At 64.4% G+C, this 25,201-nt stretch carries 30 protein-coding genes; 9 read left to right on the forward strand and 21 right to left on the reverse strand.

Annotated features, from left to right (window positions below):
• Nucleotides 1-2: 2 nt before the first annotated feature.
• The 10 genes from VLJ37_03990 to VLJ37_04035 form a co-directional block, all read right to left on the reverse strand.
• The gene (locus tag VLJ37_03990; protein HSA58824.1) at nucleotides 3-863 is read right to left on the reverse strand and encodes a universal stress protein; all 861 of its coding nucleotides are present in this window, start codon (nucleotides 861-863) and stop codon (nucleotides 3-5) included.
• Nucleotides 864-873: 10 nt separating this feature from the next.
• Entirely contained in the window at nucleotides 874-1,977 is a 1,104-nt protein-coding gene (gene amrS, locus VLJ37_03995; protein ID HSA58825.1) for an AmmeMemoRadiSam system radical SAM enzyme, read from the reverse strand.
• 123 nt (nucleotides 1,978-2,100) lie between these two features.
• Complete coding sequence (locus tag VLJ37_04000) at nucleotides 2,101-2,361, reverse strand: hypothetical protein (GenBank protein ID HSA58826.1); 261 nt, start codon at nucleotides 2,359-2,361, stop codon at nucleotides 2,101-2,103.
• 89 nt (nucleotides 2,362-2,450) lie between these two features.
• Nucleotides 2,451-2,741, reverse strand: coding sequence for a hypothetical protein (locus tag VLJ37_04005; protein ID HSA58827.1), 291 nt, complete (start codon nucleotides 2,739-2,741; stop codon nucleotides 2,451-2,453).
• 51 nt (nucleotides 2,742-2,792) lie between these two features.
• The gene (locus VLJ37_04010; GenBank protein ID HSA58828.1) at nucleotides 2,793-3,488 is read right to left on the reverse strand and encodes a hypothetical protein; all 696 of its coding nucleotides are present in this window, start codon (nucleotides 3,486-3,488) and stop codon (nucleotides 2,793-2,795) included.
• Nucleotides 3,489-3,510: 22 nt separating this feature from the next.
• Nucleotides 3,511-4,395: an HlyD family efflux transporter periplasmic adaptor subunit gene (locus tag VLJ37_04015; GenBank protein HSA58829.1), complete on the reverse strand. Its 885-nt coding sequence runs from the start codon at nucleotides 4,393-4,395 to the stop codon at nucleotides 3,511-3,513.
• Nucleotides 4,396-6,756 carry an ABC transporter permease gene (locus VLJ37_04020; protein HSA58830.1) on the reverse strand — a complete coding sequence of 787 codons (2,361 nt, stop codon included), beginning with the start codon at nucleotides 6,754-6,756 and terminating at the stop codon, nucleotides 4,396-4,398. It abuts the gene before it with no gap.
• The gene (locus tag VLJ37_04025; GenBank protein HSA58831.1) at nucleotides 6,753-7,469 is read right to left on the reverse strand and encodes an ABC transporter ATP-binding protein; all 717 of its coding nucleotides are present in this window, start codon (nucleotides 7,467-7,469) and stop codon (nucleotides 6,753-6,755) included. The genes VLJ37_04020 and VLJ37_04025 overlap by 4 nt, the downstream gene beginning before the upstream one ends.
• A gap of 38 nt (nucleotides 7,470-7,507) precedes the next feature.
• A complete protein-coding gene (gene fdhF / locus VLJ37_04030; protein HSA58832.1) occupies nucleotides 7,508-10,186 on the reverse strand; it encodes a formate dehydrogenase subunit alpha in 2,679 nt (892 codons plus the stop codon).
• Nucleotides 10,174-11,592 carry an NADH-ubiquinone oxidoreductase-F iron-sulfur binding region domain-containing protein gene (locus tag VLJ37_04035; protein ID HSA58833.1) on the reverse strand — a complete coding sequence of 473 codons (1,419 nt, stop codon included), beginning with the start codon at nucleotides 11,590-11,592 and terminating at the stop codon, nucleotides 10,174-10,176. The genes fdhF and VLJ37_04035 overlap by 13 nt, the downstream gene beginning before the upstream one ends.
• 119 nt (nucleotides 11,593-11,711) lie before the next feature.
• Between VLJ37_04035 and VLJ37_04040 the strand changes: the two genes are divergently transcribed.
• From VLJ37_04040 to VLJ37_04050, 3 genes are read left to right on the forward strand one after another with little or no spacing between them, the layout of a single operon-like run.
• The gene (locus VLJ37_04040; GenBank protein ID HSA58834.1) at nucleotides 11,712-11,894 is read left to right on the forward strand and encodes a hypothetical protein; all 183 of its coding nucleotides are present in this window, start codon (nucleotides 11,712-11,714) and stop codon (nucleotides 11,892-11,894) included.
• A 14-nt stretch (nucleotides 11,895-11,908) separates the two neighbouring features.
• A complete protein-coding gene (locus VLJ37_04045) occupies nucleotides 11,909-12,163 on the forward strand; it encodes a hypothetical protein (GenBank protein ID HSA58835.1) in 255 nt (84 codons plus the stop codon).
• 46 nt (nucleotides 12,164-12,209) lie between these two features.
• The gene (locus VLJ37_04050; GenBank protein HSA58836.1) at nucleotides 12,210-12,695 is read left to right on the forward strand and encodes an Hsp20/alpha crystallin family protein; all 486 of its coding nucleotides are present in this window, start codon (nucleotides 12,210-12,212) and stop codon (nucleotides 12,693-12,695) included.
• Between the two features lie 44 nt (nucleotides 12,696-12,739).
• On the opposite strand, the gene VLJ37_04055 is transcribed toward VLJ37_04050, so the two are convergent.
• Together VLJ37_04055 and VLJ37_04060 are read right to left on the reverse strand one after the other, a co-directional pair.
• Complete coding sequence (locus VLJ37_04055; protein ID HSA58837.1) at nucleotides 12,740-13,765, reverse strand: hypothetical protein; 1,026 nt, start codon at nucleotides 13,763-13,765, stop codon at nucleotides 12,740-12,742.
• Complete coding sequence (locus tag VLJ37_04060; protein HSA58838.1) at nucleotides 13,765-14,322, reverse strand: hypothetical protein; 558 nt, start codon at nucleotides 14,320-14,322, stop codon at nucleotides 13,765-13,767. The genes VLJ37_04055 and VLJ37_04060 overlap by 1 nt, the downstream gene beginning before the upstream one ends.
• A gap of 112 nt (nucleotides 14,323-14,434) precedes the next feature.
• Between VLJ37_04060 and VLJ37_04065 the strand changes: the two genes are divergently transcribed.
• Entirely contained in the window at nucleotides 14,435-14,914 is a 480-nt protein-coding gene (locus VLJ37_04065) for a hypothetical protein (protein ID HSA58839.1), read from the forward strand.
• A 68-nt stretch (nucleotides 14,915-14,982) separates the two neighbouring features.
• On the opposite strand, the gene VLJ37_04070 is transcribed toward VLJ37_04065, so the two are convergent.
• Complete coding sequence (locus VLJ37_04070; GenBank protein ID HSA58840.1) at nucleotides 14,983-15,669, reverse strand: DUF6448 family protein; 687 nt, start codon at nucleotides 15,667-15,669, stop codon at nucleotides 14,983-14,985.
• A 120-nt stretch (nucleotides 15,670-15,789) separates the two neighbouring features.
• Here VLJ37_04070 and VLJ37_04075 point away from each other — a divergent pair, with 120 nt between their 5' ends.
• From VLJ37_04075 to VLJ37_04085, 3 genes are read left to right on the forward strand one after another with little or no spacing between them, the layout of a single operon-like run.
• Nucleotides 15,790-16,344, forward strand: a complete 555-nt coding sequence (locus VLJ37_04075) for a hypothetical protein (protein ID HSA58841.1) — start codon at nucleotides 15,790-15,792, stop codon at nucleotides 16,342-16,344.
• Nucleotides 16,345-16,390: 46 nt separating this feature from the next.
• Nucleotides 16,391-17,008 (forward strand): sigma-70 family RNA polymerase sigma factor, encoded by a 618-nt coding sequence (locus VLJ37_04080; protein ID HSA58842.1) that lies wholly within the window; start codon nucleotides 16,391-16,393, stop codon nucleotides 17,006-17,008.
• The gene (locus tag VLJ37_04085; protein ID HSA58843.1) at nucleotides 17,008-17,241 is read left to right on the forward strand and encodes an anti-sigma factor; all 234 of its coding nucleotides are present in this window, start codon (nucleotides 17,008-17,010) and stop codon (nucleotides 17,239-17,241) included. The genes VLJ37_04080 and VLJ37_04085 overlap by 1 nt, the downstream gene beginning before the upstream one ends.
• Nucleotides 17,242-17,248: 7 nt before the next feature.
• Here VLJ37_04085 and VLJ37_04090 read toward each other — a convergent pair whose 3' ends face one another.
• From VLJ37_04090 to VLJ37_04115, 6 genes are all read right to left on the reverse strand, one after another.
• A complete protein-coding gene (locus VLJ37_04090) occupies nucleotides 17,249-17,515 on the reverse strand; it encodes a BrnA antitoxin family protein (protein ID HSA58844.1) in 267 nt (88 codons plus the stop codon).
• A complete protein-coding gene (locus VLJ37_04095; protein HSA58845.1) occupies nucleotides 17,484-17,777 on the reverse strand; it encodes a BrnT family toxin in 294 nt (97 codons plus the stop codon). Before VLJ37_04095 ends, VLJ37_04090 begins: the two co-directional genes overlap by 32 nt.
• A gap of 170 nt (nucleotides 17,778-17,947) precedes the next feature.
• Nucleotides 17,948-19,825, reverse strand: a complete 1,878-nt coding sequence (ftsH, locus tag VLJ37_04100; protein HSA58846.1) for an ATP-dependent zinc metalloprotease FtsH — start codon at nucleotides 19,823-19,825, stop codon at nucleotides 17,948-17,950.
• A gap of 58 nt (nucleotides 19,826-19,883) precedes the next feature.
• On the reverse strand, nucleotides 19,884-20,597 hold the full coding sequence (locus VLJ37_04105; GenBank protein ID HSA58847.1) for a L,D-transpeptidase: 714 nt from the start codon (nucleotides 20,595-20,597) through the stop codon (nucleotides 19,884-19,886).
• 26 nt (nucleotides 20,598-20,623) lie between these two features.
• Nucleotides 20,624-21,520: a universal stress protein gene (locus VLJ37_04110; GenBank protein HSA58848.1), complete on the reverse strand. Its 897-nt coding sequence runs from the start codon at nucleotides 21,518-21,520 to the stop codon at nucleotides 20,624-20,626.
• Nucleotides 21,517-22,461, reverse strand: coding sequence for a universal stress protein (locus VLJ37_04115; protein ID HSA58849.1), 945 nt, complete (start codon nucleotides 22,459-22,461; stop codon nucleotides 21,517-21,519). Before VLJ37_04115 ends, VLJ37_04110 begins: the two co-directional genes overlap by 4 nt.
• Before the next feature lie 230 nt (nucleotides 22,462-22,691).
• On the opposite strand from VLJ37_04115, the gene VLJ37_04120 reads away from it, so the two are divergent.
• Nucleotides 22,692-23,645 carry a sigma-70 family RNA polymerase sigma factor gene (locus VLJ37_04120; GenBank protein ID HSA58850.1) on the forward strand — a complete coding sequence of 318 codons (954 nt, stop codon included), beginning with the start codon at nucleotides 22,692-22,694 and terminating at the stop codon, nucleotides 23,643-23,645.
• A gap of 14 nt (nucleotides 23,646-23,659) precedes the next feature.
• Here the strand turns inward: VLJ37_04120 and VLJ37_04125 are convergent, their stop codons facing one another.
• Together VLJ37_04125 and VLJ37_04130 are read right to left on the reverse strand one after the other, a co-directional pair.
• Nucleotides 23,660-24,148: a CBS domain-containing protein gene (locus VLJ37_04125; protein ID HSA58851.1), complete on the reverse strand. Its 489-nt coding sequence runs from the start codon at nucleotides 24,146-24,148 to the stop codon at nucleotides 23,660-23,662.
• On the reverse strand, nucleotides 24,145-24,669 hold the full coding sequence (locus tag VLJ37_04130) for a GNAT family N-acetyltransferase (GenBank protein ID HSA58852.1): 525 nt from the start codon (nucleotides 24,667-24,669) through the stop codon (nucleotides 24,145-24,147). Before VLJ37_04130 ends, VLJ37_04125 begins: the two co-directional genes overlap by 4 nt.
• A gap of 208 nt (nucleotides 24,670-24,877) precedes the next feature.
• Between VLJ37_04130 and VLJ37_04135 the strand changes: the two genes are divergently transcribed.
• Nucleotides 24,878-25,174 carry a hypothetical protein gene (locus tag VLJ37_04135; protein HSA58853.1) on the forward strand — a complete coding sequence of 99 codons (297 nt, stop codon included), beginning with the start codon at nucleotides 24,878-24,880 and terminating at the stop codon, nucleotides 25,172-25,174.
• Nucleotides 25,175-25,201 lie beyond the last annotated feature (27 nt).

A 25,201-nucleotide genomic window follows, 5' to 3' on the forward strand; every position in this document is an offset into this window, starting at 1 on the left:
AATCAGCCCTTTGCCAGACGGCCCGGCCGGAAGGAGAGGACGCTGCACGGCGCGTGGCGGATGACCTGTTCGGTCACGCTGCCCAGGAGCCAGCGCGCCGCCCCGGTGAGGCCGTGGGTGGGCATGAGGATCATGTCCGAACCGGTCCTTGCGGCCGCGAGACAGATTTCATGCGCCGCCTGACCGACGACCGCGTGCGGGACGAGGGACAGGGACGCGTGGCGGGAGGTGATCTCCCGGAGCTTCGCGAGGGCCGTCATGACGGCCGCATCCGGGTCGAAGGGGGGCAGGGCGATCACCGCCTCGGGCACGTACGAGATGGCCTGAGGGGGCTCGGTCACGTGGAGTAGCTCGACGGAGACACCCAGGGTGCCGCGGAGTTCGGAAGCCGCCAGGAGGGATTCCTCGTAGGCCGCGTCCTCGAAGGAGACGGGGATCAAGAGGCTGCGCGGCGGCCATGCGCCCCCCCGCTTGACGACCAGGGTCGGGGACGGCGAATGACGCACGATCTTTTCGGCGACGCTGCCCAGGAGCACGTGCAGGAGGCCCGTCTGTCCGTGGGTCCCCAAGACCACGAGGTCCGGGGCATCGGCCTCGATGGAGGCGATCAAGGTGTCGACGGTGCGGCCCGAATGGATGTGCACGGAGACGGAGGCCGGCGGACGTCCCTCGCCGAGACGCCGGATCTTGAGGTCGATTTCCGCCTGGATCCGGCTCTCGGTCTCCGGGCCGTCCTCCCGGCGGGAAAGGGCGTGGATCACGCCGAGGGAGGACCCGAAGCGGCTCGCCAGATGGACGGCCCATTCCAGGGCCTGACGCGAAGTCCAAGAAAAATCGAACAGGACGGCGATTTTGCGGAACATGTGTCCTCCCTCAAGCCGCGGCGTACTCCTTCATGTAGACCGACTGTCTCCGGTTGCCCCAATGGCCGGGTCGCGCCTCGAAGACGCCCGGCAGGACGGTCCCGCAGGACGGGCAGCTTCCGTCGTCCTTCAGGCGCCAATCGACGACGGCGTAGCGGCGGCGTCCGATCAGGCTCTTCTTGCAGGAGGAGCAAAAGGTGTCCTCGCCGTCCACGTGCGGGATGTTGCCCACGTAGACGTGATGGAGGCCGTTCTTGACCGCGATCTCCCGCGCACGGATCAACGTCGCGGGCGGTGTCGGCGGCGTGTCGGTCATCTTCCAATCGGGGTGAAAGGCGGTGAAATGCACGGGCACGTCCGGCCCCAGGTTCTTCATGATCCAACCCGTCATCTCGTCGGTCTCTTTTTCCGAGTCGTTCAGGCCCGGGATCATGAGGTTGGTGATCTCAAACCAGCACTTCGTCTCCCTTTTGAGATAGACGAGGGTGTCGAGGACCGGTTGGAGATGGCCGATCGTCACGTCGTGATAGAATGTCTCCGTAAATCCCTTGAGATCGACGTTCGCGGCGTCCATGTGGCGGTAGAGTTCCTCGCGGGCCCCGGGCTCGATGTAGCCGGCGGTGACGGCGACGGCCTTCAACCCCTCCTCGTGACAGGCCTGCGCGACGTCCACGGCGTATTCCAGGAAGACGGTCGGGTCGTTGTAGGTGAAGGCGACGCTCCGGCAACCCATGTCCTTGGCGGCCCGGGCGATCGCCTCGGGAGAGGCCTGATCGGCGAGGGTGTCGGTCTCGCGGGACTTGGAGATGTCCCAGTTTTGGCAGAACTTGCAGGCCAGGTTGCATCCCGCCGTTCCAAAGGAAAGGATGGGCGTCCCCGGCAGGAAGTGGAAGAGGGGCTTCTTTTCCACGGGGTCGATGCAGAAGCCGCTGGAACGGCCGTAGGTCGTGAGGACGATCTGGCCGCCCTCGCGCATGCGCACGAAGCACATCCCCCTCTGGCCCTCGTGAAGGCGGCAAAAGCGGGGACAGACGTCGCACTGAATCCGGCCGTCGTCGAGCGGATGCCAATACCGGCCGGGGACGACAGGCCCCGCCGGAAACCGTGATTCCATGAGCTTCCTTTTCACCGTCTTATTATAATCACGATTTCCGGCTCCGTCATGACATCCGTCATTTTCTTGGCCGCCGGAGCAAGGCGCGGGAATTACTGAGCAATAACGACGCCCTTCCGCCGTCTAAAATTGCTGGTGTGCCACGCGCTTGAGGTCCTGCCAGGACCTCTTCAGCTCGGAGCGGAAGGTGCGGAGGGCATTTTTCCCCACGCCTCTCAGTTTCCTGAGGTCCCGTTCTGCCGCGTTGGCGATGGCGTCGAATTTGCGGACGTTGGCCTCGATCCCCTTGGCCGCCAGACGGTTGGCGTTTTTCATCTTGGCCCGCAGCCGCTTCATCTGCGCGTCCAGCGACGGGGTCCGGCCGTTTCCTCGGATGGTTTTCATGGGTCACTCCTTTTGATTGTGCGTCGCAGACTACCGGAAAGCGGACGAGGGGGCCATGACAAAGGTCATACCTTCGTGCCTCGGGGATCTTAATTTGTCCGGTTCATTTCCCTCCGGTAGAACTGCTCGAAGAGCCAATCGTTTCGTCTGGGTTGTTGGTTTCGCTCCCTCTCCGCGTTCTCGTACTCCTGCCGGGTCCTTTGCTCGAAGCGGTAGGAGCCTTCTTCCTGGCGGAGGGGTTTGAAATCCTTCGAGACGCCCGGTCCGATGCCGGGGCCCAGGATTTCGGAGAGCATCGTCCAGGCGAGCAGGGCGCCCGAGGCCGACTTCCGCAGACGGGCCGTTAACCGGCTGAGTCTCTGATGGGGAACGGATCGCACGCCATTTGGACACATTCCTGCGAATGCTTGGGAAATAGGATCTTATTCCCGCTACTCAGGGGATTGGCTTAACGTCGCCGATTCCCGCCGGATCACTTTCATGGCCGCCGGGAGGCTCTTTTTGACTCCGTACTTGAGGAGAAATCGCGGGATGGGCGAGCCGAGGTCCACCTTGGTGCGATAGGTCAGGCGGGTCTTGGACGGGCCTTCGAATGGTTCGAGGAGGAGTTCCCCCGTGACGGAGCGGACGTTGCCGGCCCGGCTCTCCCAGCGGGTCTTATAAATGCCCTCCCGGCTCCGCGCCTCGTCCGCGAAATTCTGGATGATGTACCACCGGTTGGCGACCGGCCAGGGCATGTTGAAGTATTGAAAGGTGTAGTTCGTCCACTCCGAGCGGACGGCCCGAGGCTCCAGGGGGTCGATCACGCGGTCACCCAAAATCTTATAAACGTCTTCCACCTTTTTCTTGTCGCGCGCCTCGTTCAGGACATTCCCGTCGACGGCCCGGCAGTCGATCAGGTGGGGGAAATCGTAACCCTTCCATTCGTTGGCGCGGATGAAGAGACGCCAAACGACCTCCGGCGGCGCGTCGACGATCCCCTCCATCGTTGCCCACACGCCCTTCTTGAGGGCCCCTCCGTCCGTGAGGACCTCGCCTTGACGCAGGCGGTGAAGGGTTTCTTCATCCGCAGCGGCGGAACCGATAAAGACCAAAAGAAGGACCAACAGGCATTTGCGCGTCGTCATCGTTTATGTCCTGCCGTTCATTTTATTTCAACGGCCTGACCCGCGTCCCGTCCCGGATCCTGTCGCCGGGGTAGAGGATGACGGTCTCGCCGGCCGTGAGCCCCGAGGCGACGACGGCCTGGACGGGGTTGCGCGATTCGATCCCGACCAGGCGTTTGCGCGCGCGGCCTCCCTCGACCGCGAAGACCGCCCAGGAATCGTCCTCGCGGAAGAGGGCGCCGGTGGGAACGGTGAGGGCGTCCGCAAGCGAGGCCACGACGATGTGGCAAACCACGCGGTACTTGTCGCCGAGCCCCTTCCATTCCTCCGGAGGGGAGACGAAGTCGATCACCACGTTCACGCGCTGTTCCTCCACGCCTAGGGCGGAGGTCTTCTCGAAGGCCGACGGTTCCACGATCCGGACCTTGCCCTCGAGGGGCCGGGGGCCTCCCCAGCCCTCGATCTTCACGGAGGCGCCGGGACGGATCCGGACGGCGTCCGTCGTCAGGACGTCGGCGACGATTTCCAGGGACATGGCGTCGGCGATCTCGATGACCGTCTGGCCCCGTTCGATGGGGCCCGCGCTCTCCCGGACGACGCGGAGGATGAAGCCGTCCACGGGGGATCGGAGAAACCTCGGCTCGTCCCATTCGATCTCCGCCACGGCCTCGCCCGCCTTCACGCGGTCCCCGGCGTGGCGCGTGACGCGTTTCAGATTGCCCGAGACGTCCGCGGCGACCGTGAAGATCTCCTTGGCGCGCGTGACCCCGTCCTCGACGACCGTCAGCTCATAGGGCCCGCGGGCGACGCGCCCGAGCTCCACGGGGAGGGGACGCGGGCGGAGGGCCCAGAGGGCCGCCGCGGCGACGCCCACGCCCGCCGCGATCAACAAAGTCCGTTTGAAGGCCTTATAGCGGTCGGTGTCCATTTATTCGGGTACCTTGAGGGCCGCCACGAGATCCATCCGGTTGATGATGCGTCTAATGATGACCGTGCTCAGGACGCTCGCGATCACGACGACGGCGGTGGCATAGAAGAGGGTGACCGGCTCCAAATACATCGGGATCTGCATCTCCTCGGTATGAATCAGCGCGACCATGAGACGGGCGAACCAATAACCCAGGAACCAGCCCAGGGGAATGGCGAAGATCGTCAGGATCGCCGCCTCGCCCGCCAAGATGCGGAAGACCTCGTTCCGCGTGAATCCCAGGACGCGCAGGCTCAGGAGCTCCCAGGTCCTTTCGGAGAGGGAGACGCGCGCGGTGTTGTAGACCACGCCCACGGCGATGATGGCCGCGAATCCGGTCAACACCGCCGCGTAGACCAAAATGAAGCTCGCCATCGTCTTTTCGAACATGCGGATCGCCGTCGCCTTGACGTTGACCGCCCCCACGCGGGGGAGTTCGCGAAGTTTGAGCAGGAGCTCATCGCGGTGCGCGGAGTCGATCTGAAGCGAGGCGGACGAGACGACATCCTCGCCCATCAGCCGGTTGATCGCCGCGAGGTCCATCGTGACGAAGCTCCCCACCCAGCTGTCCACGATCCCGGCGCAGAGGATCCGGTGCGTCGGGCGCTTGCCTTCCAAGACCTCCGCGTCGAAGGATTCGCCGGGCCGGATGCCCAGGCGCTCGGCGAGATTCCGGCTGAGGATGGCCCCTTCCGGCGGGAGGGGGACGCGTTTCATGTCCTCATCGCGGATCTCCCGGAGCCGCGCCCCCGCGGGGATCGCGAAGAGACCGGTCTGTTCGCTCGCCTGGCCGTGCCGGATGCGGATGGGAAGGGTCCGGTAGCCCTCGACCGCCATGACGCCGGGGAGATGGGCGATTTCCTGGAGGGCGTCTCCGGCGGTTTTTTCGGTGAAGGAGAGGGAGATGTCGTCCCGCTGCAGGATGGAGAACTGATGGTAGACGATGTAGGCGACGGAGTCCTTCCAGAAGAGCCCGAGCATGAGGATCATGAGGGCGAAGGAGATGCCGACGATCCCGAGGCCCGAGCGCAGCGGCCGGATGGTGAGGTTCCGGAAGATGATGCGTCCGGTGGTCGAGAGATACCGCGAGACCCCCAATTTTTCCGCGAGCGTCCGGTGGAACATCAGCGGCACGGGCGGGCGCATGGCCTCGGCGGGGGCGAGCCTGAACACGCGCCGGAGCGCCCCGTAACCTCCCGCGGCCGCCGAGAGAAAACTCACGCCCAGGCCCAGCGCGGCTTGGAGGGGATTCAGCCGCGAGATGAGCAGGGGGAAGTGAAAAAAGCCGGTGTAGACGACCGTCAGTTGCCGTCCGATCCAGATGCCGGCCGCATAACCGATCGCGGCGCCGATGAGGACGATGACGCTGATCATCTTCAGGTAGTGGAGGGAGATGGTCCAATTGCCGTAGCCGACGGCCTTGAGGGTCGCGATCTGCCCCCTCTGAAGCCCGATCAGGCGGCTGATGACGACGTTCAGGAGGTAGGCGGAGACCGCCAGGAAGACGGACGGGATGAGGATGGCCGAGACCCTCTGCTGTTCGATCTCGTCCGAAGTGAAACGGTGGGAGAGCTGGTCCTCGCGGTCGTAGGCCCCGAAGCCCCCGTAAGGCGCGAGGATCCGGTCGATCGCCTCGAGGACCCGGGGCTTGTTCGCCCCCGGGGCGAGGGTCAAGGTCACGCTGTTGAAGGCCCCTTGCATGTCCAGGGCCGAGGCGAGCGTTTCCTCGGAGACCCAGAAGATGCCGAACTCGCGGTCGTTGGGGAGGGCGGTTCCCGCTCGGATGGCGTAGATGTATTCGGGAGAAAGGGCCGTCCCCGTGATGTGAAGCTTCTTGTACTTTCCCTCCAAGATCGCGACGATCTCGTCCCCGGGCTTGAAGCCGTTCGCCGTGGCGAAGCCCTCGCTCAGAAGCACCTCGTCGCCCTTCTTCGGATCGATCATTCGCCCCTCGCGGACGTAGATACGGTTGAGTTCGAGCCGCCCGTCCTCGGGGACGGAGAGAAAACGCCCCACGGCCGGATCGACCCGGTTGGGGATCTCCAGCAGGGCCTCCTGGACGACGCGTGTCTCGAGGCTCGCCACGCCGTCGATCTTCCGCAGCTCCTCCCGGACCGGCAGGGGGGCGCGCTTCAACTCGGCGAAGACGTCCGCGAAACGGCCCTGGCTGTAAAAGGCCGCCTGGGCGAGCTTGAGGGAGTCGTGGGTGATGAGGGAGGCGACGAGGGCCGAGATGCCGCTCGCCACCACGAGGGCGATGGTGATCACCTGGGCCTTCATGCCGCGCAGGTCGCGCAGGACCTTGAGGTCGAGTTTTTTCACCAGGACAGCTCCCCGGGCGTGAGTTTCTTCGTGTTCACGTTCACCGAAACGATCTTCCCGTCGCCCAGGCGGATCACCCGGTCGGCCATCCCGGCGATGGCGGCGTTGTGGGTGATGACGACGGTCGTCGTCCCGAGTTCCTCGTTCACCTTCCGGATCGCCTCCAAGACGAACTTGCCGGTCGCGTAGTCCAGGGCCCCCGTCGGCTCGTCGCAGAGGAGCACGTCCGGCCGCTTGGCGATGGCGCGGGCGATGGCGACCCGCTGTTGCTCGCCGCCCGAGAGCTGCGAGGGGAAGTGGTTCTTCCTCTCGTCGAGACCCACGAGCTTCAGGGCCTCGTCGGGAGGCATCGGCCTCTCCGCGATCTCCGTGACGAGCGTGACGTTCTCGAGGGCGGTCAGGCTGGGGATCAAATTGTAGAACTGGAAGACGAAGCCGATGTGCTCGCGCCGGTAGCGGGTGAGGGCCTCCTCGCCCGCCTCGAGGAGGTTGTGGTCCCGGTAATGAACGACGCCGCCGGTCGGGGCGTCGAGCCCTCCGAGGATGTTCAGCAGCGTTGACTTCCCGCTGCCCGAAGGTCCGAGGAGGACGACGAACTCGCCTTCCTGGAGGTCGAGATCGACGCCGCGGAGCGCCGGCACCTCGACCTCGCCCATCTTGTAAACCTTCGTGAGGTCCTTCGCGACGAAGACGGCCTGTCGATCCCCCGCCATGCCGGCCTTATGACATGGAGGCGCGTCCTCCGCCAGCCTCATCGGGTCTTTCCCGCCGCCGTCTCGAGGCGCACGGCGGTCACCTTGTATTCGCAGGCCTTGACGAAGCGGTCCCGGTGGGGGCTGGTGACGAGGTTGACCTCCGCCTCGGGGGTGTGGAAGGTCGCAAACAGCTCGCCGGGTTTGACGGACGGCGTGATGCGCGCCGGCAGCTTGATCCGGCCGTGCCGGCTCACGACGGAGACCGTTTCCCCCTCTCGAATTCGAAGCCTCTCGGCGTCGGCCGGGGCGATCTCCAGCAGGTCCCGGGGGCGGAGGAGGGCGTTCGGGGTCCGCAGCGTCATCGTGCCCGCGTTGAACTGGTAAAGCGTCCGGCCCGTCGAGAGGAGGAACGGGAAATCGTCCGTCGTCGTTTCCTCGGTGGGCCGGTAGTCGATCCGGCGGAGGGCGGCGGTCGTCCCCGAGGCGAAGACGCCTTCGTGGAGGATGGCCGTGCCCGCGTCGTCCTCCGTGGGGCAGGGCCACTGGATGCCGTGGTCCTCGATCCGCCCGTAGCTGATCCCCGCCCCGGCGGGCCACACGCGGCGGATCTCGTTCCAGACCTCTTCGGAAGACCTCTGGGGCAGGATCTCCTCCGCGCCCAGGGCCTTGGCAGCCAAATACAAGACCTCGAGGTCGGTCTTGGAATCGCCGACGGGCTCGATCGCCTTGCGGACCTTCTGAATCCTCCTTTCGGCGTTCATGAACGTGCCGTCCTTCTCGTAGGAAGACACGACGGGCAGGAAGACGGTCCCGAACTCGCGGGCCGTCTCGTTCAGGAAGAGGTCCTGGATGACGACCAGGTCCATGGCGGCGAAGGATTTCCGGGTCTGGGTCAAATTCGCGTTGCTCAGGAGGACGTCGTAGCCGATCACCCACAGGGCCTTGAAACGGCCGGCGTCGGCGGCATCCATCATGTCCAGGAGGTTCAGCCCGCGTGTCTCGGGGATCTTCGCGCCCCAAACGTTTTCGAAACGTTCGCGGTTGTCCTTGAGGGACACGGCGCCGGTCAGGATTCCGGGGTCGCAGCCCATGTGGGCCGCGCCCTGGACGTTGTTCTGGCCCCGCAACGGATTGATCCCCGCGCCGGGCCGGCCCAGGTTTCCGGTCAGCAGGGCCAGGTTGATGAGGGCCATGACGCCCTCCGTGCCTTGCACGTGTTCGGTGAGCCCCAGGCCGTGGAAGCTCATCGAGGGCCGATCCGTCGCATAGTGGCGTGCGGCCTCGCGGATCTTGGACGCATCGACGCCGCAGATCCCCGCGGAGCGCTCGGGCGTCCATTCCGCGATGAAGTTCCGGAACTCCTCCAACTCCGTCACGCGGGCCTTGAGAAACCCGGTGTCCGCAAGCCCCTCCGCCAGGAGGACGTGCGCCATCGCGTGGAGCAGCGGGATGTTCGTCCCGGGCCGGGGCGCGAGGTGGATACGGGCGTAGCGGGCGAGCTCGGTCTCCCGCGGATCGATGACGATGAGGTTCGCCCCGGTCTTGAGGACGTGCTCCTTGATCCGGGCCCCCACGACGGGATGGTTCTCCGTCGCGTTCGTGCCGACCAGGAGGAGGGTCTTGGAGAGCTCGATGTCATCGAAGGAATTCGTGGAAGCCCCGGTCCCCAGCATCCACTTGAGGGCGGCGGCGGACGGGGTGTGGCAGACGCGGGCGCAACAATCGACGTTGTTCGTGCCCAACACCGCGCGGGCGAATTTCTGCGCGACGTAGTTCTCCTCGTTGGTGGCGCGGGCGGATCCCAGGACGCCGATGGCGTCGGGCCCGTGCGCCTTCCGGATGCGTTGGAGGCGAGCGGCGGCAAAAGAGAGGGCCTCGTCCCAGGTCGCCGGCCTCCAATCCCCGTTGTCCCGGATCATCGGGGAGGTGATCCGGTCCTCGGCATGGACGAATTCGTGGGCATAGCGTCCTTTGACGCACAGGTGCCCCTTGTTGACGGGCGCGTCGAGGACCGGACGTGCGGTGACGACCTCCGGACCGATGGTCCCCAGTTCCATCTCGCAGCCCACGCCGCAGTAAGGGCAGGTCGTTCGCGTCCACCGCTCCGGGACTCCCTTCTTGAGGATGCCTTGGTCCTCCAAGGCCCCTGTGGGGCAGGTGTCGACGCACGCCCCGCAGGCGACGCACGAGCTCTCGAGGAGGTTTGTGCCGGAGTCGGGGACGATCGTCGTGGCGTCCCCGCGCTCCCAGGCCTTCCAGACGAATTGTCCCTGGACCTCCTCGCAGATCCTCACGCACCGAAAGCAGGTGATGCATTGGGACATGTCGGCATGAAGGTAGGGGTGGGAGTCGTCGCCCCGCGGGGCGTGGGGAGGGCCCGAGGCCTGAACGCCGTACTGGGCCAAGAGACGGTGAAAGGGTTTTTGCGGAAAGGCCTCGAGGGGTCCCGCGGGATAATGCTCCGCGAGGAGCTTGAGGAGGGTCCGGCGATCCCGCTCCAGATCGGGGCTGTGGGTGGTCACCGTCATGCCGTCGGCGGCGACCGTGTTGCAGGCCGTGACGGGACGGGCGGCGGAGGCGATCTCCACCACGCAGAGGCGGCAGGCCCCGCTGGGCTCGAGCCGCGGATCGTCGCAGAGCGTGGGGATCGTGATGCCCAGCCGGGAGGCGGCGGCCAGCAGGGTGGTGCCCTCCGGGACCTCGCAGGACTGCCCGTTGATGGTCAGGCGAGGCATCGCGCGAGCTCCTTCGGGTAATGGCGCGAGAGGCTCTTGGCGAATTCCGCGAGCCCGCCGCCCAGGCCGCAGAGACTGGTCCTCCCCAGGGCGGAGACGATGTCCTCCCAATCCGCGCGGGTCAGTTCGCCGCGTTCCAGGGCCCTTTCGATCCGGCGGCTTCCGAGGCGGCAGGGCGTGCACTTGCCGCAGGACTCGTCCGCGGCGAAGGCGAAGACGTGCAGGATCAGATCCTTGAGGGAGGTCCGCTCGTCGAAGGCGACGACCCCGCCATGGCCCACCGCCGCCCCGGCGGCGGCCAACTCCTCGAACGCGAAGGGCGTCTCGAACAGCGAAGGCGGGAGGACGCCGGCCAGGGGGCCGCCGATCAAGAGGCCTTGGATCGCCCCCTCCGCGAGCCCGCCGCCCAGGTCCTCGACGATCCTCCGGACCGGGAGGCCGAATTCGACCTCGTAGAGACCCGGGCGCCGGAAGAGGGAGTTGAGGGAGACCGCCTTGGTCCCCCGGCTCTTTCCGATGCCCATCGCGTGATAGGCCGCTCCGCCGTTTTGGACGATCCACGGGATCGAGGCGAGGGTCTCCACGTTGTTGACCAGGGTCGGCCGGTCCAAGAGGCCGCGTTCGGTCGGGTACGGAGGCCGCGCCAGGACCTCGGGCCGCTCGTCCTCGATGGAACGGATGAGGGCCGTCTCTTCGCCGCACACGTAGCTCCCGCGCCCGACGACGAGCTCGAGGTCGATCGGGTGGCCCGTCTCGCGGCGAGCCTCCTCCAACGCGCCCTCGAGGATCGATCGCGCCGCCGGGTATTCCTGCCGGAGATAGATCAGCCCCTTCGTCGCGCCCACGGCGCAGGCGGCGATGGCCATGGCCTCGATCAACCGGAACGGGTCGTCCTCCATCAGGAAGCGGTCGATGTAGGCCCCGGGATCGCCCTCATCGGCGTTGGCGACGACGAACTTGTCGCCGTCGGCGGAGGCGGCCTGCGCGACCATGCGCCACTTGCGTCCGGTGGAAAAGCCGGCGCCGCCGCGGCCGCGGAGCCCGGAGGCCTCGACCTCGGCGAGGATCGCCTCCGGTCCCAGGCCCAAGGCCCTCTCGAGGGCCCGGAACCCCCCGCGGCGTTTGTAATCGCGGACCGTCCGGCAGGGACCTTGAAGGAGACCCTCCAAGACGACGGTTGTCCGCGCGTCCGATCGGATGAGCGGCCGAAGCCCCGGCTCCGGCGCCGCGGGCGCGGCGAAACACTGGCCCAGACAGTAGAGGGCGCGCCCCAGGCAGGCCTCGCGCCAGCGTTCCGGATTCACATGGCGGGCGACAAAGCAGGCGGCCCCGCGGCAGGGCCGTCCCTTCTCGTCGTTCTCCTCGAGTCCGTAGAAGGACGCGATGGGGTCGGGAATGGTTTTCACTTTTCGGAGAGAATACCCCCGGACCCCCCATGGCACCATGGAGAAAATCATGCGAGGTTATGACGTCTGTCATGGTCGGTCAAAGACCGTCCGGCGTATAAGAAAACAAAAGGAGATTTATGGCGAAGTCGTCGAGGCAGAAGGCCGCGTCGCACAAACGCGGGGACAAGAGAAACGAGATGGCGATGAAGCACCGAAAGACGGTTGGGAATTTTAAACAATCGAAGGACGTCCGAGAGGACCGGGGACGGAGGCAGACGAAGCTCGGTGGCCCCAAGCAGGGCTCCTTCGGGCGCCGGTAAACAAGGAGTGGCCTATGAGACGAAAAACAAAATCGCCCCGGGCGGCCCGCCGCGTGGCCCTGAATGACCGCATGGAGGCCCTCTTGAAGGAGTTCCTCACCAAGGTGACCGAGGCCTCCTACCAGGTCGCCCTGAAGACCGGCTTTCGAGGTTCCTTCATGACGTTCTTGTCGGACCTCCAGGACGCCCTGGATCAGGTGGTTCACAAGGACCGGGAGCTCGCGCGCCGCCTGGGCCACATCCCGACCGCGCAAAGGGCGGTTCATTAGGGAGGATGGGTCCGTCCGTAACCTGCAAGAATAACGGGGAGGTTCTATGGCGAACGAAAAAAATCCGGCGGTGCCAGCGGAGAGAAGGCCCGCCACGCGCGGTCTGTGGCCCGTGCACGAGGCGATCGACCGCATGTTCAACGACTGGTTCGGCGACGTGGGGCTGGAGCCCCTTCTGCCCCGCGCGGCGGCGGCGCTGCAGATCCCGAGCACCGACGTGGCCGAGACGGAGAAGGAGGTCCTCATCACGGCGGAACTCCCGGGCATGGACGAGAAGGACATCGAGGTCAGCCTGAACCACGACCGCCTCGTCATCAAGGGGGAGAAGAAGGAGGAGCAGGAGGAGAAGCGGAAGGACTACTACCGCAAGGAGCGGCGCTTCGGCTCCGTGTACCGCGAAATCCCTCTTCCCTGCGAGGTGGTGACGGACAAGGTGAATGCGACGTTCGCGAAGGGCGTTCTGAAGATCTCGCTCCCGAAGACGCCCCAGGCGCAGAAGGCGACGGTCAAGATTCCGATCAAGGGCGCCTGAAGGAACCGTCTGGAGATCTTGGGCGAGCTGGAACGGCGTCTGTCCTAGCGGCCGCACCACTCCCGGATCTGGCGGTACACCTTCATGTTTTTCATCAAGTTGTAGTGAGAAATGCCGGGGAAGATCCTGCTGTGGTCCGCCCGGAAGGGGATCTTGCTCGATGGAAGCAGGCCCTTGCCCGTTCCGCTCCCCGGATGGACCATCCCGTCCCCGAACAGGCGCCCGACCGTCGAATCCAGGGACTTCGCGATGGTCCCGCAGAGGAGGTAATGATCGGCCGTCTCCAGGAGCGGAGTCTTGTTCTGGTGGACATAGAAGAGATCATCGGCGTGCGGGCGCTGCCAATCCCTGTGGGTCAGGAAGCCGTGACGCAGATCCTTGATGCCCGCGCTGCGAAGGTCGATGAACGCGGCGATGGCCTTCGTGGGCAGGGTGGGGATGAGCCGAAGGACGGTCGTCGTCAACTTCCCGAATTTCTCGAAATGGGTCCCCCAGTGGGGGGATCCCACGTAAAATATCTTTTTGACCCGCCGCACCCATTCCTTGTTTTCCTTTTGCCCGTAGAAGCACGCGCTTCGGAAGACGAGCCCCCCCATGCTGTGACCGAGCAGGACGATCTCCTTCACCTTGACGGGATTGTTGCGGACCAGCCTTTCCAACAGGCCGGAGAGCCGCTTGCCGTTCGTCGATATGTGCAGGCCCGTATTGTAGCGAAGGTAGATGGGGAAAAACCCAAGATCCGCCTGGAGAAGGGAACCGAAATCCTTGGAGGGATCGCCGCGAAACCCCCAATCCTTCTCGGAATTGCAGCTCCCGTGGGCCAACACGCAGACCGTTCCGCCGTCCGGAAGCCCAAGACCTTCGAGGGAACCCTTCGTCAGGGAGAGGCGTTTCCCGCCGGTGTAGAATGCCATCGGAATCGCGAGGCGGCTCTTTCGTTCTTCCAGCATGTCTCCGATGATCCCGTTCGCGATGCAGAGATATCCCAGCCGGTCTCCGCTCAGAGACACGATGCCGTCGTGAACGGCGAACAGGCCGTCTTCGAGCCGATGAAGCATGGTTTGAAGCATTAGTCTCCTTTGGAGCCCTCAATCAAGAACGATCTGAGAAAGCGCGACACCCGTTCGGGATCGATGGGGCGTCCTCCGGACAGCATGGCGTGCAGGACGTAGATGCGCCCGCCCCGGAGGTAGAACCGCGCAAAGCCCATGACGCCGGGATTTTCGTCGACATGGCCCACGTAGCTGAGCTCGGCCCGGTCGTCCCCCTTTTTGCGAAGGAGACGGAACGTGAGTTCGTCGCCCCGGACGTCCTTGAGGAGGGCTTCCTTGGCCTCCTTGAGGATCGTCGCCGGGCCGGCCAGGGCCAGCGCGAGGCCCGGGAGGTCCGAATATTCGACGGTGAATTCCTCGAAGGGGAGAGCGACCGTGAAGAGATGGTTCGTCACGCTGCCGACAAAAGTCTTGTCGACGGATTCGGAGAACGCCGGTTCGCCAGGCGTCTCCACCTGAAAACCGCCCGCCTCCGAATGAAAGAGGCGCCAGCCGTCCGCCGCGCCGGCGGCCTTCCCGACGGCGGCCGCGGCCAGGCACCCCACGAGCATCGCGAACCGGATCGTCTTCCCCACGACGGAATCATAACATGGATGGGGCGCCTGAGCCGAATGTGTTGACCCCCGCGAGGCTTATCCCGCATACTGGCCACGACCCTTCAACGCAGCCACACAAAGGACAGATCCCATGAAAGCCGTCACGGAATTTCCGAGTCATCTCTTAGCGCGGGGCCTCGAAGCCAAGGCCGCGCTCACCGCCGAGGGCAAGAACCCCGAGGAGATCCAGGCGGGCCTGGGAGAAACATTCAAGCTGGAAGGCGACCGGCTCAAGCACTTCGTCAACTCCCTGGACATCGCGGCCAAGAACGCGGGCCTGGCCCGGATGATGGTGATGAGCCTGGCCGAGGGCGAAAAGGCCCCGCCGAAGGCCGTTCAGATCGAAGAGCATTATTACGTGCCGGAATTCCGGGTGCTGGCCCAACCCCAGCAACCCGGCCGCGAGGGCCGGGGCGGCCACGGCAAGGGCCGTCACGGACGTGGCGGAAGTGGCGGCGGGGGAGGACGCGGTGGTGGCGGCGGCGGTGGCGGCCGGGGAATGTCCTGGGGAAACCCGCCTCCCCCAAAAGGCGGTAAAAAGGGCGGCGGCAAGGCTCCGGGCGGCGCTTAGGGGGGCCTTCGTTCGGGTCAAAGCTGGGAATCGACGGGTTGATCCGATCCGTCGGCGAAGCGGCGCTTTCAGTTCGAGTCGTTGGCATGATTTTCACCTCCCGCGCCGGCTTCCGGATAATGGCCATGAACCCGGCCTTGGGCCGCCTCGTGCATCCGCTCCACGTAGTGAATGAACTCCACGTAGTCCTTCACGTACTCGCGACCCGCCTTCACGTGATCGGCATTAAAATTCTTTTTTGCCAGAACCCGCATAAAATGCGCCTCGATCCCTTCCCGGATCTCGTCCGTCAGGAGGTTTATCAAGTCCCTATCGGAGCCGTTCTCGATCGCCTTGTCCGCCGCCGGTATGGCGGGGCCAAGATCGCGACCCGCGGGCTTGAGACCGGTGAAGGCCTCTCCTTCCCCGGATCGATGGATGCGGACCACGGTCTCGAAGAAATACGTGTCCGCGAGATCCCGCGCTTCCGGGCTGACTGTCCGGACGGCGAGCGTTTTCCGAAAGGCGTCCTTGATCTCAGTCTCGTCGTTTTTCCGGACCCAAGGGAGAACGAAGTTCACGTTTCCGCTCTCCAGGGCCTTTCGAGCCGCCTGGACGACCGGGCCGTCCAAGCCATCGCAGTGCGCCAAAGTTTGCTTGTTGGGGAAAAAGAGGATCGCGAGCAGAACAAGCGAAATCAGCGAAAGTCTGGCCATCCGCAATGCCATGACGAAATAATCGCGGCTTTCGACGGGAAGAACCATGATCTTGCTCATGCCAATGCCTGAGAATCGTTAAGGGTTACGGCTGGTCCGGAATTCTCTGACACGCCCGGCCCCGGGGAGCATCCAACTTAACAGGGGCAAAGTTCATCCCCACAAAAGGAGGTTCTCTTCATGGAACAGGCAAATGTCATAAAGTATGCCCATCCGATCGGCGGCGTGGCCCAACCGGGGATTTCATTCCGGAAGGATCTTGCGGCGGCCGTTATCACCGGACAGCTTTCGGGTCTGATCATGGCCGTGGTCATGATGGCCGTCTTCACGATCTTCCTCGGCAAGGGGCCCCTTTATCCGGTTCAAGTCATCGGGTCGTTTGTCTTCGGGGAGCCGGCCCTCCAGGGCTTCCACCTCCCGGCCTTTCTGGCCGGGCTCGGTCTTCATCAGTTCGGACCGCCGCTTTTTTGGAGCATCCTCTTTGGGAGCGCCGTCCATTCGCTCAACGTTCGCGGCGGGACCGGGCTGTTGATTCTGGGAGCGGCCATCGGCCTCTTGAGTCAAATCGTCGACGTGAATCTCATCATGCCGGCGGCGATGAAGGCCCTCCACGGCCATGACATCTGGGCCGAGCAGGTGCCGACTTTTTGGAGTTGGGCCGCGCACTTGGTGTTCGGGTTCGGGCTCTCCCTCTTTCCCCGCGTCGCCAATCGCTTATCGCGGCGCACGGCGTGAAGGGGTAGAATCCGATGGCGGTGTGCGGGAAGGGGACAGGTCCCTCATGACGGCCGAAGATCGCGATCTTTCCACGATGACGGACGAGGCGTTGGTCGAACGGGCGCGATCGGGAGACGATGCCTCGTTCGACCTGTTGGTCCGGCGTTACCAGCAGAAGGTGTACGGGTTGGCCCTGCGTCTTGTCGGCGATCCCCGGGAAGCGGAGGAGGTCTTGCAGGAAACCTTTCTGCAAGTGTTCCGGAAGCTGGAAACGTATCGTGGCGACGCGAGGTTTTGGACATGGCTCTACCGGATCGGATCCAACGTCGCCCTCATGCGCCTGCGGTCGAAGAAGCGGGAACCGTCCCGGTCCCTCGAGGAGTACCTGCCGAGGTTCAATGAAGAGGGGCGCCTCGAACGGTTGGACCTCGATTACGGCCGCGTGGCGCGCGCCGATGAGCTGCTTGAACGCAAAGAACTGGCGCAGAAGGCCTTGGAAGCGATCCAGCGTCTTCCGGAAGCCTACCGGGCGCCGCTGGTGCTGCGGGATTTGGACGAACTCTCCACGATGGAAACGGCGAAGATGCTCGATCTCGAACCCGGCGTCGTTCGAACGCGCCTTCACCGGGCGCGCCTGATGCTGCGGGGGTATCTGGGCCGTCTCTTGGGAGGTGAGGGGTGATGGGAAAAAAGACCTGTCAGGAAACTATTGAGCTTCTCATGGACTACCTCGAGAAAAGGCTTTCGCCGGAAGAGCATGCCGCGCTGAAGGAACATTTCGATGAATGTCCCCCCTGCCTCGACTTCGTGCGTTCTTACCGGGAGACCCCCCGCATTGTCCGTGAGGCCACCGCCGTGCAAATTCCGCCCGAGGTGGAACAGCGTCTCAAGGACTTCCTCCGGAAGAACCGCTGATCCTTGATCAAGCCACCAGTTTCAGCAAGGCCAGATTGATCACCGTCTGATAACCGATGCCCCGGCGCTTTCCCTGGGTCTGGGCCCATTTGAGGATACGGGGGTCCAGGCGGATGGAGATTGGCCGGTACTTCATGTCTACCTCCTTCTGAGGTCTCCCCCTCGGAGGTCGCTTCACGCCAAGCTTTTCTTCGATGGCTCGTCGATACATTTCCGTTTCTCGTGGCGTTATTCTCCTGGCCCTATGAAAGGGAAATTCTCTGATACGCTTCATAAAGTTTCCTTTCTCTCCGACTGGCCGGTCGAGCACTGATGAGTCTCGTCGTGCCACAGCGCTCCGTAAAGACGACCGTGATCAGTAATCCCGAATCAACACAGCCAATGAGCCAATGGCGCTTCTCCATATCATTAGAATGCAGTTCATCCACCGTTATGAAAGCGTCCAGATCCTCAAAAGCAGTCATCGCCTCTTCAAACGATACAGCGTGCTTGTGAAGGTTTATCGCTGCCTTCTTTGGATCCCATTCGAACTTCATATATAGTATATACCGTAATTAACGCCCCGCAAGGGTTCAGTGGGGCAATGCAGGGATAGCAAGTGGCATGCCAAGGGTTCCAATCGGGGCTCGACGCGCAAGGGTCTAAAAACTTGGACAGGTGAGGTTGAATTTCAGACTTTTCTGGACTTCGACTTAGGCTTGCCGAGTCACGTCCTGACGACGGCGACGGGGGGTTTTTTCTTGTCGTCCCCGGTCCCCAGCTCCTGCCACAGGGGCTGGAGTTCCTTTTGGTCGATGGTTTCGACCTCCAAGAGGCGCTTGGCGCCGGCCTCCAAAAATTTACGGTTCCGCTCGATCGCCTGCGCGGCCCGCTGGTAGGCCTCGTCCAGGATCGACTTCACCTCGCCGTCGATGATCCGGGAGGTCTCCTCGCTGATCTCCATCCTCCGGGAAGCGGTCGTCGCGCCCTGGAGAAAGGGCGAGCGCTCCACCTCGAAGGTGGCCAGCCCCAGCTTGCCGCTCATCCCGTACTCGGTCACCATCGCCCGCGCGATGTTGGTCGCCTTCGTGAGGTCGTCGCCCGCGCCGGTGGAGACGTCGTCGAAGAAGAGGGTCTCGGAGGCCCGACCGCCCATCAGCACCGCGATCTTCCGGACGAGTTCCCCGCGGCTCATGAGATAGCGGTCCTCGGTGGGGCGCTGCATCGTGTAGCCCAGGGCGCCGATCCCGCGCGGGATGATGCTCACCTTCTGGACCTGGACGAGCTCCCCTTCGGCCAGGGCGACGGTCGCATGGCCCATCTCGTGGTAGGCGACCCGCCGGCGCTCCTCGGGGTTCATGAGGCGCTTGCGCCGCTCGAGACCGGCCACGATCCGCTCGATGGCGGCGACGAAGTCGTTTTCCTCGACCGCCGCGGCCTTCCGGCGCGTGCCGAGAAGCGCCGCCTCGTTGACCAGGTTCGCGAGATCGGCGCCCGAGAATCCGGGCGTCAGCCCCGCGACCTTTTCGGCCGAAACCTCGGAGGCGAGCTTCACCTTCTTCATGTGCACCTTGAGGATCGCCGCGCGCCCGTTCAGGTCCGGGTTGTCCAGGAGGATCTGGCGATCGAACCGCCCGGCCCGGAGGAGGGCGGGGTCCAGGATCTCCGGACGGTTGGTGGCGGCCAGGAGGATGATCCCCTTGGACGGATCGAAGCCGTCGATCTCGGCCAGGAGCTGGTTCAAGGTCTGCTGCATCTCCTCATGGGCGCCGCCGCTTAAGTAGCCCAGGGCGCGGGATTTTCCCACGGCGTCGAGTTCGTCGATGAAGAGGAGGCAGGGGGCGTTCGCCCGCGCCTGCTCGAAAAGGTCGCGGACGCGCGCGGCCCCCAGGCCCACGAACATCTCCACGAATTCGGAGCCGTTGATCGAGAAGAACGGGACGCTCGCCTCGCCGGCGATCGCGCGCGCCATGAGGGTCTTGCCCGAACCCGGAGGTCCCACCAGGAGGATGCCCTTGGGGGCCCGCGCCCCCAACTGGGCGTAGCGCGTCGGGTCCTTGAGGAAATCGATCAGCTCGCGCACCTCTTCCTTGGCCTCCTCCACGCCGGCGACGTCGTCGAACGTGACCTTGACGTCCTTCTCCATGTAGACCTTGGCCTTCGACTTGCCGGCCCGCATGAGTCCGCCCTGGGGGCCTTCGGCCATGCGGCCCACCATGGACCTCCAGAGCCAAAAGAGGACGAGAAAGGGAAGGACCCAACCGAGAAGGGTCCACAGCGCGGTGTTTCGGGCCGTCCCCGCGAACGACACGCCCTTGGCGTTCAGGCGCTCGACCAACCGCTCGTCCGGGACCGGGACGGTCGTGAATCGCCGGGGCTTTTCCCCCGCCGCGGCCTTGAGGGTCCCGGAGATCTGATCGGCCGAGACGGTCACTTCGTCGAGCTCTCCCTTGTCCAGCCGGTTGAGGAAGTCGCTGTAGGAGAGCGTCTCGGTCGCGCCCATCCACGCCGGGTTCTTGACAAGGTAGAGGTAGCCGCCCACGAGGAGGAGGATGAGGGCGATCCAGCCCCATTGACGCGTCAGCGGCGGTTTTTCTTCGATCACCTTAGAACTTTAAACCATCCGGGAGGGGCCTGCGTATGAGATTTATCATGAGACTTGATCAGGGGGGGAGGAGGGGGATCGGATCTTCATACGGAAGGACGGTGACCGCCGTTCCTTGGAAGCCGTTTTCCTCGGCCGGGGCCTCGGCAAAGACCTCGTTCAACCAGCGCGCGTCCGGCGTAAAGAGACGGACGCAGCCGTGGCTGGCGTTGTAGCCCGGGACCTCGGGCGAGCCGTGAAGGGCGTATCCGCGGCGGAAGAACAGGCAGTACGGCATCGGCGCCCCGCCGCGGCCGATGGGGAACTTGCGGGACCGGCATTTGGGGCTCCCCTTGGAGAGGACGTAAAAATCCCCGCCGGGGCTCCGGCATCGGCTCCTCACGTCCGGGCACCATTTCTTTCCCCCGGACGCGGGGCCCCAAAGGACCAGCTTGCCGTCCTCGTTGTAGGCCCCCCAGGCGAGCAGGGAGAGATCCACGACGATGAGTTTTTCCCCGCCCGAGTCGCGCTTTTTCGGGAAAGGAGAGAGGTCCATCAACGAAATGCGCTTGAGCTTCTTGGGAACGGCCAGGATCATGCCGGGGCGGAGCCGCACGTTCATCCGATTGACCCGTTGGACCAGATCCCGTTCGCCGTCGTCGCTCCAGAGCGTCTGCCAGGTCTCTGCCTCGGCGATTTCCCGGCACTCGTACCCTTTTTGGGTGCAGAGGATTTCTCCGTAACGGGTCTCGGACGCGGCGGGCAGCGGCGCGCCCAGGAGAATTTCGGTCAAGACAAGAATTCCTGAGAAGAACTTCTTCAAGAGGGCTTCTTCGGGGGAAGCGTGAGAATGGAGCAGGGCGCATGGCGGACGACGCCGGTCGCGACGCTTCCCAGGACCAGGCGGGCCATCCCGCGGCGCGCGTGCGTCGGAATGACGATGAGATCCGCGCCCAGCGAGCGGGCGGAGCGGCAGATCGCTTCCGCGGGCGATCCGGTCAGGGCGTGAAGACCGGTGGAAATCCGTGATGGCACGAGTCCGGCCGCGAGTCGTTCGAGCCGCTTTTGAGCCCGTTTTCGCAGGTCCCCCGTGAGATTGGGCGGAAAGTAGGCGCGCATTTCGGGGAAGGGCGCCATGTTCTCGACGGCGGGGCTCACGTGCACGATCTCCAATCGGGCGGAAAACATCCGGGCAAGCTCGGAGGCGGCGCGTACGGCCGGGCGCGAGGCGTCATCGAAGTCGACCGGAACCAAAATGCGCTTGGGAGGCAACCGGCGCGGCTTGCGGAAAACCCAGACCGGCGCGGGAGAGCGGCGGACGACCCCCTCGGCGACGCTCCCCATGAGGATATGGCCGAGACCCGTGCGTCCATGGCTCCCCACGACCACGAGGTCCGGCCGTTCGTCGTTGATGACGCGCGCGATCGCGGCCTTGGGCTCCCCCGCGGCCAGGATGCCCCCGACCGACCGGGGACGGGACTTTCCCTTCCTCTTCGAAAGTCTCTGGACCTCCCGAAGGAGCTTCCGGTTGAGGATGTTCTGCAGGGGCTCGGCCTGGTGCCCCCAGTCCCGGAACAGGTAGGTCGGGCCGATCTCCCAGACGTGTACGATCCCGAGCCTTGACCGGAATCGGGAGGCCAGCGCCTCCGCAAAATGCAGGGCCGCCCGGCTCGGGGCCGAATAGTCGTAGAGGGAGAGGATTTTTCCGAATTTCATGGTTCAGCCTCCATCCATTCCGTCGCGACCTTTTTCCGGTACGGGGCCGCCTTCGACGGGCAGACGCTTAATACGGAACAGGGGGCGTAGCGCACGACCTGTTCGGCGACGCTCCCCAAGAAAAATCGCCCGACACCGGCGCGGCCGTGCGTCGGCATGAGGATGAAATCCGACTGGAACTCCTCGGCGGCGTGACCGATCTCCGCCGCCACGGGGCCGGACGCGAGATGCGGGGTCAGGCCGAGCGCCGGATACCGTGCGGCGAGGGCCTTCAGCGCGTCGAGGGCCTTCCGTTTCAGGACGCGCTCGTCGACGGGGGAATAGCCGGCGAAGGCCTCGGGAAACGCCTCCATCAGATCGGGGGAGGAGAGGACGCTCAAGAGGTCGACCCGGAAGGGGAGGGTCTCGCGGAGCCGGGTGGCCAATGCGAGGGCCTCGTCGGGCGGCTCCGCGACATCCGCCGGTATCAGCACCGCCTGCGGGGGCCATTGGGGGGCCTTTCGCGCGACAAAGACCGGCGACGGGGAATGGCGCACGACCTTTTCGGCGACGCTCCCCAAGAAGGCCCGGGAGAGGCCCTTGCGCCCGTGCGTTCCGACGAAGACGAGATCCGGCGAGCCGTCGAGGATCCTCTTGAGGATGATCGCGAGGGGACGTCCCGTCGCGATGACGACCTCCAGGCCGCCGAGTCTTCCTTCCGGCGCGCCGACCGAGCAGGCCCGCAGGTCCTTGTCGATCTCCGTCCGGATGAGGCGGGTCAGTTCCGTCAGTTGGTTCTCCGCGGGGCCCGTCCCGGAGACGCCCGGCGGAGGTCCGACGGGGGGGATCACCGAAAGGACGGTCAGCCGGGAGCGGAATTGCTCCCCGAATCGCAGGGCCCATTGCAGGGCCCTTCTCGAGGACTCCGACAGGTCATGGAGGGCCAGCAGCGACCGGAACATGGTCCCTCCTCGGTTTGAGGATCATTTTTGAAACCTACCGCGTTTCCCCCGGGTCGGCTGTGACGAATATCATGTGGAGGCCTTTCGTAACTTCTCGCTTTGGGCTCCGCATCCATCTGTGATATAAAGCCGCTTACATAGGAGGACGTTTTTTAAGTCCGGGCGTTGCAGTACCCTTTCTCCCTCGTAGTTCCGTCTGGGTCCCACCGGAAGTAAAAGCGTTGTAACAAGTGAAAACTACTCATGATTCTCCCATATGGGAGGAGGATATCCTCAACCCTTATTTGAAGGAGATGGGGGCGACGGCCCTGCTCACGCGCGAGGAGGAGGTCACCCTCTCCAAGCGGATGGAGGAGGGGCTCGCGCGGCTTCAGCGTCTCAGGGCGCAGCGACGGCGCTCGCCGAAGCGGAGCCTCGCGCGGAAGCTCGGCTGCGAGATCCGGAGGATCGAGGCCGACGTCGAAGAGGCCAAGCAGCGGATGATCCAGGCCAATCTCCGCCTCGTGGTCAGCGTCGCGAAAAGATACTCCCGGTGCGGGATGCCGCTGCCCGACCTGATTCAGGAGGGGAACATCGGCCTCATGCGGGCGGTGGAAAAATTCGATTACCGGCTCGGGAACCGGTTCGCGACGTACGCCGTTTGGTGGATCCGGCAGTCGATCACGCGGTCCCTCTCGGACCGGTCGCGGACCATCCGGATCCCCGTCCACATCATCGCGGAGCAGTCCAAGCTCGCCCGGACGTCCCGGACCCTGTTTCACACGCTGGGCCGGGATCCGACGCCCGAGGAGTGCGCGGAGGAAATGAGGACGAGCGCGGAACGGGTGGAGACCCTCTCCCAGATGGTGAGCCAGCCCGTGTCACTCGAGAAGCCCGTCGGCGAGGACGGGGACGCGCTCTTGGGCGACTTCGTCGCGGATCAAAGGACCCCCACGCCGGGCGATGCGGTGATGCAGCAGCACGTCTCCGAGCAAATCCTCAAGGCCCTGGCGACCCTGACCCCGCGCGAGGAAAAGATCCTGCGGATGCGGTTCGGCATCGGGGAACCCTCGGAGCACACGCTGGAGGAGGTCGGACGCACGTTCCGCGTGACGCGGGAACGCGTGCGGCAGATCGAGGAGAAGGCCCTGAAGAAACTCAGCCGGGGCTTCCGGGGTCAGAGGCTCAAGGAAGTCATGGAGTGATTTCGAAGGCCCGCCTAGAACCAGGCGTCGGAGAACGGATCGGGGGACGGTTCGGTCCCGTGCGTCCCGGGTTTCTTTCGCGAGCAGATGGACCTTAACGTGTCGACGATCGCCTTCGCCGGAAGATCCTTTCCCGCGTGAATGGCGAAGTCGTCCATCGAGACGATGCCGGCCAGACGGCCGTTGGCGTCGACGACCACCAGTCTCCGCACCCGATGATGCGCCATGGTCTGGAGGGCCTTTTTGACGGCTTCCTCCGGCCGGCAGGTGAAAAGCGCCCCGGTCATGACGTCCCCCGCCGTGATTTCCGCCGCCTTGAGGGGCCGGGTGGCCGTCGCCATGCAAATGTCGCGGTCGGTGATCACGCCGACCGCCCTGCCGTCCGGCTCGACGACCGGCACGACGCCGCAGTCGTTGTGCCACATGATCATCGCCGCCTCGGCCAGATTGGTGGACCGGCCGCAGGTGCGAACGGTCCGGGTCATGATGTCCTGGACTTTCATGAGTGCCTCCTTCGGCGTTTCCGCGTCCTGCGGGCCTTGCGCCTCTTTTTCGTGAGATCCTTGCCCATCAGGATCTGGTCCTCGCCGGGCCCGTACAGGTCCTTGAGCGTGCCTTCCCAGCGGAAGCCGTGGTCGGTGTAGAAGGAGACGGCGCCGCGGTAGATGGCGTCGCTGGAGGTCGAAAGAAAGAGCTTGCGCGCCTCCCGCCGTTTCAGGTCCTGGATGATGTACTGCAGCAGCTGGCTTCCGACGCCGCGGCCCTGAAATTTGGGATGAATGAAGGTATAGCCGAGCCAGTAGATGCCCCGGGCCTCCTCGTTGTCGTAAAAATAGCCCGAGACGCCCGCGAGCTTCCCCCGGTATTCCGCCAGAATGACCTTGTCCCATCCCTTGCCCCAGCGTTTGAAGTAGTCGCGGTAGTAGCGCCGCGCGTAGCGCGCGTCCTGGCCGTGATGCATCCGGATCAGGCGCAGCACGCGCTTCAGCTCGACCTTCTTCATCTCGCGGATCGAGCACTTCATGCCGGGTTGCAGGCGCCCAGGATCCGGTAGTTGCTGAAGGAGTAGCCCATGGTTGCCCTCCTGATCCGCGCCTATTGTAGGTTCACCGCGGGGCGCCGGCCATGAGTTTCGTCATGCCGATGGCACTTTATTTGCTCTCTGAAATTGTCGCTGTCGGGGCGCAGAGGGATTGACGCCGGCATGAAGAACTCATAAGGAGGGCAGGCGAATGACGACGGATGAGAAAATTGACGATCTACAGAAGCTCATCATAGAGCAGGCCGCGAAGAGCGAGGCCCGGGAGCACCAGCTACTCGTCCTCATCCAAGAACAGGGTGAGTGCCACGAACGCCGTTTCACCCATATCGATGACCGCTTCGCCCAGGTGGATGCGAATTTCACGCGATTGGACGCCAAGATCGACAAGGTTTATGAGTCCCTTTCTCAAGACATCCAAATCTTCGCGGAGGATCTCCATCACCTCAAGCGGCGCATGACCCGCCTCGAGAAGAAGTCGCTCTCTTAGCTTTTCTCGCATCGTCCGAGAATCCGC

The sequence above is a fragment of the bacterium genome, from assembly GCA_035454885.1.
Classification (GTDB): domain Bacteria; phylum UBA10199; class UBA10199; order JACPAL01.